Genomic DNA, 3,832 nt, shown 5'->3' with positions numbered 1-3,832 from the left:
CACTAAGCGAGGTTCTATCGCAGATTAAAGATGGTGCAACCATTCTGATTGGTGGTTTCGGTACCGCAGGACAACCCGCTGAACTCATTGATGGTCTTATTGAACTCGGTGTTAAAGGCTTAACCATTGTCAGCAACAATGCCGGTAATGGCGATTATGGTCTGGCGAAACTGCTTAAGGCTGGTTCGGTTAAAAAAGTCATCTGTTCTTTCCCACGTCAGTCTGACTCTTATGTGTTTGATGAACTGTATCGTGCTGGAAAGGTCGAGCTTGAAGTGGTACCACAAGGTAATCTGGCTTGCCGTATTCAGGCTGCGGGTATGGGCCTAGGTGCTGTATTTACCCCAACAGGCTTTGGAACACTTTTGGCCGAAGGTAAAGAGACCCGTGAGATTGATGGGAAAGATTACGTACTCGAATATCCGATCAAGGCTGACTTTGCCTTGATTAAAGCTTACAAAGGCGATCGCTGGGGCAATCTGGTTTACCGTAAATCTGCACGTAACTTTGGCCCGATTATGGCGATGGCTGCGGATGTCACCATTGCTCAGGTTTCTGAAGTGGTAGAGCTAGGTGGATTAGACCCTGAGCACATTATCACCCCGGGTATTTTTGTACAGCATGTTGTACAAGTAGCGCCCGCACAGTAAGCAATAAGGAGAAATAACATGAGCTACCAGAAACTCAGCCGTGACCAGATTGCACAACGTGTGGCACAAGATATTCCAGATGGCGCCTATGTGAACTTGGGTATTGGCCTACCGACCAAGATCGCGAGCTACTTACCTAACGATAAAGATATTTTTCTTCATTCTGAAAATGGCTTATTAGCTTTTGGCCCACCGCCAGCGGCAGGTGAGGAAGACCCTGAACTGATTAATGCGGGTAAAGAGTTTGTGACCATGCTTGAAGGTGGTAGCTTTTTCCACCATGGCGACTCATTTGCGATGATGCGTGGTGGTCACCTTGATATTGCAGTACTCGGGGCATTTCAGGTTGCTGCGAATGGTGACTTGGCCAACTGGCATACAGGTGCACCCGATGCGATTCCTGCTGTGGGTGGTGCGATGGATTTAGCGGTTGGTGCCAAGAAAGTATTTATCACCACAGATCATGTGACCAAGCAAGGTGAGCCGAAGATTGTGGCTGAGCTGAGCTATCCGGTTACAGGTAAAAAATGTGTTGACCGTATTTACACGGATCTTTGTGTGATTGACGTGACCAAAGATGGTTTAAAGGTGATTGAGAAAGTTGAAGGTCTTAGCTTTGATGAGTTACAGGCTTTAACGGGTGCAACTTTGATTGATGCAACTCAAGGGTAAGGTTTATACAGCCCCCAATTACTAGTGAAAGCAAAAGTTTTTTGTATAAGTAATGCCTTACTTTTTAAGGATAAAAAGTAACAAAAATCCTTTGTTACTCAGACACAACATCCCTGTTGTGCTGAGCAACGAGGCGACATCCATGTCGCCATCGCGAAACACAGAATGGAACTCATTGAATACGGTTCTTGCTTATTAATTTGGTTTTTACCGTAATTCGCTATTGTGACAGGCGACATGGATGTCGCCCGTTGGACAGGGAGGCATGGAAGCCTCCTCTGTTCAACAAAGGTTTTTGGTTACTTTTTTAAAAAAGTGACAAGAATTAGCTACTGGCATTTGACTCAACACGATAAGACTCTGTCATGTCTACTTTTAACTTAGTAACCATGATGATCGCCAGCAAACTCTGGAAAAGTCTAACGATGTGGCAATGACAGCAATAGATTTCAAAATGGAAATGTAAGAATGAAAAACGCTTATATCATCGATGCCATCCGTACTCCATTCGGCCGTTATGCCGGTGGCCTTGCACCTGTCCGTGCCGATGACCTTGGTGCTGTGCCGATTAAAGCCCTCATGCAGCGTAACCCAAGTGTAGATTGGGAACAGATCGATGATGTGATCTATGGTTGTGCTAACCAAGCCGGTGAAGATAACCGTAATGTCGGCCGTATGTCAGCACTGCTTGCAGGTTTACCGTATCAAGTACCGGCAACGACCATTAACCGTTTGTGCGGTTCTTCACTCGATGCGATTGCCATTGCTGCCCGCGCCATTAAAGCAGGTGAAGCGAATTTGGTGATTGCAGGTGGTGTGGAAAGTATGAGCCGTGCACCCTATGTGATGGGTAAGTCAGACAGTGCCTTTGGCCGTAGCCAGAAGATTGAAGACACTACCATGGGGTGGCGCTTCATTAACCCAAAACTTAAAGAATTGTATGGTGTAGACACCATGCCCCAGACTGCCGAAAACGTCGCTGAACAGTTCAACGTTAATCGTGCAGATCAGGACCAGTTTGCCTTGGTGAGCCAACAACGCACCGCAAGCGCGCAAGCCAAAGGCTTTTTTTCTAAAGAAATCGTGGCAGTTGAAATCCCTCAGCGTAAGGGTGATGCTGTTGTGATTGATACCGATGAACATCCTCGTGCATCGACCACACTTGAAGCTTTAAGCAAACTTAAACCTGTGGTTAAAGCAGATGGCACAGTAACAGCAGGCAATGCTTCAGGTATTAATGATGGTGCAGCGGCTCTATTGATTGCTTCTGATGAGGCAGTCCAAGCTTACAACTTAAAACCGCGTGCCAAGATCATTGCTTCAACAGCAGTGGGTGTAGAACCACGTATTATGGGCTTTGCTCCTGCACCAGCCATTAAAAAATTACTGAAACAAGCCAACCTGACTTTAGAGCAGATGGATGTGATTGAGCTCAATGAAGCCTTTGCTGCACAGGCTTTGGCCGTGACCCGTGATTTAGGTTTGCCAGATGATTCTGACAAGGTAAATCCAAACGGTGGTGCCATTGCTTTAGGTCATCCACTTGGTGCATCAGGTGCACGCTTAGTCACTACAGCCTTAAACCAGCTTGAACAAACAGGTGGCCGTTATGCCTTGTGTTCAATGTGTATTGGTGTGGGACAAGGCATTGCTTTGATTATTGAATGTGTTGAAGCACTTTAAGGAGAAACAAATGCCATCTTTTCAATCTGCCGATGCACAAATTAACTATCAAACTTTTGGCGAGCCATCTTTCCCTGCTCTGGTATTTTCCAATTCTTTGGGCACCAACTATGGCATGTGGCAAAAACAGTTTAATGAGTTAAAAGATCAATTTTTTGTGATCTGCTATGACACACGTGGTCACGGTTCATCATCTACGCCTGACGGTCCATATACTGTAGAGCAATTAGGTGAAGATGTTGTCCGTTTACTGGATCATCTAAATATTAGCAAAGCTGCTTTTTGTGGAATTTCTATGGGTGGTTTAACCGGTCAATGGCTGGCAATTCACTACCCTGACCGGTTTAGTCATGTGGTTGTGGCAAATACTGCCGCTAAAATTGGACAAGAACAAGCATGGCTTGACCGTGCAAAATTAGTACGTGAGCAAGGTTTACAACCGATCGCAGCTACAGCAGCCTCGCGATGGTTTACAGATCCCTTTATCCAAAGTCATGCTTCAATCGTCAACAACCTATGTAACGACTTAAGTGCTGGCAGCGCAATGGGTTATGCCAATTGTTGTGAGGCTTTGGCTAAAGCGGATGTCCGTGAGCAGTTAAAAGACATTAAAATTTCTGTATTGGTGATCGCTGGAACTCAAGACCCTGTAACGACTGTTGCAGATGGTGAGTTTATTCAGCAACGCATTCCACAATCAAAACTTGCAGAAATAGATGCCTCTCATATTTCCAATGTAGAGCAACCAGAAGCTTTTAATAAAATCCTAAAGGATTTTTTTATTAGGTTAATTTAATGATTCAAAAAAAATGGCCTACTAAAGGACC

At 45.1% G+C, this 3,832-nt stretch carries 4 protein-coding genes; all 4 read left to right on the top strand.

Going from position 1 to position 3,832, the window contains the following annotated elements:
- A partial coding sequence (locus HMPREF0013_RS06400) for a 3-oxoacid CoA-transferase subunit A (protein WP_005802108.1) occupies positions 1-650 on the top strand: 650 nt, incomplete at its 5' end.
- Positions 651-668: 18 nt separating this feature from the next.
- The gene (locus HMPREF0013_RS06395; protein ID WP_005802097.1) at positions 669-1,322 is read left to right on the top strand and encodes a 3-oxoacid CoA-transferase subunit B; all 654 of its coding nucleotides are present in this window, start codon (positions 669-671) and stop codon (positions 1,320-1,322) included.
- Positions 1,323-1,790: 468 nt separating this feature from the next.
- The gene (gene pcaF / locus HMPREF0013_RS06390; protein WP_002121111.1) at positions 1,791-3,005 is read left to right on the top strand and encodes a 3-oxoadipyl-CoA thiolase; all 1,215 of its coding nucleotides are present in this window, start codon (positions 1,791-1,793) and stop codon (positions 3,003-3,005) included.
- Between the two features lie 10 nt (positions 3,006-3,015).
- A complete protein-coding gene (gene pcaD / locus HMPREF0013_RS06385; protein WP_005802106.1) occupies positions 3,016-3,801 on the top strand; it encodes a 3-oxoadipate enol-lactonase in 786 nt (261 codons plus the stop codon).
- Positions 3,802-3,832 lie beyond the last annotated feature (31 nt).

This window comes from Acinetobacter sp. SH024 (assembly GCF_000163635.1).
GTDB classification, from domain to species: domain Bacteria; phylum Pseudomonadota; class Gammaproteobacteria; order Pseudomonadales; family Moraxellaceae; genus Acinetobacter; species Acinetobacter pittii.
Note: the sequence above shows the minus strand (reverse complement) of the source record. Positions and strands in the feature narration are given on the sequence as shown.